We start from the raw sequence: 2253 nt of genomic DNA on the forward strand, positions 1-2253 counted from the left end.
ACCGAGCGGCCTCATAGTTCACTCGGCTATCTGACGCCGGTGCAGTTCGCTCGGGCGCACGATGCAAAGCAGCAGTTTTTAACCTCGGACTCTAACTGCAGTTCGGACTAAAACCGGGGGCAGGTCAACGTGCTTACATTCACGAAGCATTCCTGAAACTTGGCTGCTCGCTCGTCTGCTGGAACATCTTCAGGCGAGCTGAGCAGGGTTTTTGAACTGGCCTCTAACAAAATTCCTGCTGTACGCGAAATCGAGGCAGGGTCATGTCCGCCATGGATGGGACGAGAGGACTGCGCCAAGGCGAGCGTGGCTCAGCGGTAGTTGCAGTTGCCAAAACGGGCCAGGCAGTGCCACGCCTGTTTAAGCATCTGCGGATCGTGCTGGCCGACGCGTACGGCCTCGCCAATCCGCGCCGGTGTCAGCAGGTGCGCGCCTGCAAGGGTCGCAGCAAGTTCTGCGACGGCTGGGCCGCGGTACTCGTGCTGTCGGCGCAGCAAATCTGCACCTGCGCGAAAGCCGGCGTGCCATTCGACACGACAGGGCAATGCGTTGGCAAGCGCCTCAACGTCCGTATGCCGAAATGATGGGTCGAGTACGATGGCCTCCACGTCGCGCGCGATTAGCACCCCACCATGGACGTGAGCCTCGATGTAATGGTCAAGCGGATCGCCTTGCCCCGCCACAGCAGCCAGATGTTCGGCAAGGGCGAAGCGATCGGCTACGCCGAAGTGGCTCGGCTCGTAGACACTGTCTGGGTGGCAAAATGTCGTTCGAGCCAGCACGCAAGGAGCAAGCCGCAGATGCGCCGAGCCAAAGCGTGGCGCTGCGCCAGCTGCTGCATGACCCAGATTCAGCGCGCCATAGCGTGGCCGCTCGGAAGGAGGTGCTGTGTCATAGGCCTGCCCGAAGATTCGGCTTTCCCATTGCCACCGATCGCCACCGGGGTAGGCGGTCAGCCCGCCATTGCTCGTGCCAGTTTCGAACTGCGATCGATACACGCCATCTTCGGCCATCACCGCCAGCAGCGGCCGCCCGCGAAACATCCGATCAGGGTGGAAGTTCAGCGTTACGCGCCAACCCGGATCGACCGGCTGGCCCGCAGATCTCGCGGCAATGTAGGCCCACGCACGGCCGGCGGAGGTTCGGGTAGATGACATGGTGGCGTGGAAGCTTCACGGATGCAATTGGCCAATTCTACCGGCAGCGCATTAGGGCGTGTTCACACTACATTGAATTAAGGTTATGCTTCGGAGATGGAAATCACCGAAGCCCAATTCAAACAGATCGAACATTGTCTGCCGCGACAGCGGGGTAATGTGAGTCTGTCGAACCTGCAAGTGCTCAACGCGATCCTCTATGTTGCCGAGCACGGGTGTAAATGGCGCGGCCTGCCGCCACGTTTTGGCCGCTGGCACACGATCTACACGCGCATGAACCGCTGGTCTCGCAACGGCGTACTGGACCGAGGGCTTTGTCAAGTTCAGTGCAGGAGGCTGTTTTCATTCGTGATGAGAAGGAGTCCTGTTGATTATCGGGCGAAGCCTGCGTCGCTCCAGCGGTACCAGCTGGCAATGCGTTCCTTCAGCCGGGTGCGGTGATCCGCAGCGCTCATGCAGTGACGGGGTAGCGCGAAGTGTTGCCGGATCAGACCGAAACTCGACAGAAAGCGCTGCGTGCGTCGTGGATCGCGGAAGCCCTGCATCTGGCGCTCACGCCGGCGCGTGGGCTGGTGACGGTTTTCTGCCCGGTTGTTCACCCGCGCACAGGCCTTCACAAACACGTGCTTCACCCCGTCCAGTTCGGGCACCTCTGCCTTTGCCGCCGGGTAGCTGCGCAGCTGGTCGGTCACGATCTTCCGGGGTACCGGGTTTGCGCGCAGGATGCGTCTGAAGAAGCGCTTCGCTGCCGCCTTGTCGCGGCGCTTCTGCAACAGCACGTCCAGCTCCATGCCGTGCTCATCTACCGCGCGCCACAGCACGTACGGCTCGCCGCGCAGCTTCACGAACAGTTCATCGAGATGCCAGGTCGTGCCCGGCCTGCCGCGCACGGCTTTCGCGCAATGGGCAAACTGCGCACCGAACCGGTCACACCAGTTGCGTACTGATTCGTAGGTCACTGTCACGCCGTGTCAATGATCGCCGTAAAGAAGCCGGGGTTGATCGGCGTAAAGAGGCCAGCAGAAACGGGAGTAAAACGCGGATTCGAACGGCTTCAAGATTGCGGTTTTTTGCCGTTTTTCGCAACCCCATTTTC

General features: G+C 60.8%; 1 protein-coding gene and 3 pseudogenes. 2 read left to right on the forward strand and 2 right to left on the reverse strand.

Features of this window, described 5'->3' with window-relative positions; genetic code table 11:
• Window positions 1–125: 125 nt before the first annotated feature.
• A pseudogene (locus tag QZM72_RS35395) lies at window positions 126–215 on the forward strand (IS5/IS1182 family transposase); the annotation flags it as partial.
• 96 nt (window positions 216–311) lie between these two features.
• Here the strand turns inward: QZM72_RS35395 and QZM72_RS35400 are convergent.
• On the reverse strand, window positions 312–1157 hold the full coding sequence (locus QZM72_RS35400) for a DUF3626 domain-containing protein (protein ID WP_301740431.1): 846 nt from the start codon (window positions 1155–1157) through the stop codon (window positions 312–314).
• 96 nt (window positions 1158–1253) lie between these two features.
• On the opposite strand from QZM72_RS35400, the pseudogene QZM72_RS35405 reads away from it, so the two are divergent.
• A pseudogene (locus QZM72_RS35405) lies at window positions 1254–1466 on the forward strand (transposase); the annotation flags it as partial.
• A gap of 62 nt (window positions 1467–1528) precedes the next feature.
• On the opposite strand, the pseudogene QZM72_RS35410 reads toward QZM72_RS35405, so the two are convergent.
• Window positions 1529–2125 (reverse strand): annotated as a pseudogene (locus tag QZM72_RS35410) (IS6 family transposase); the annotation flags it as partial.
• Between the last annotated feature and the right edge of the window lie 128 nt (window positions 2126–2253).

The sequence above is a fragment of the Burkholderia sp. AU45388 genome (genome assembly GCF_030481585.1).
GTDB classification, from domain to species: Bacteria; Pseudomonadota; Gammaproteobacteria; order Burkholderiales; family Burkholderiaceae; genus Burkholderia; species Burkholderia sola.

What these genes read in the sequence shown, in the direction of transcription:
- QZM72_RS35400 (WP_301740431.1), bottom strand. Translation starts at nt 1,157, where the DNA reads ATGTCATCTACCCGAACCTCCGCCGGCCGTGCGTGGGCCTACATTGCC.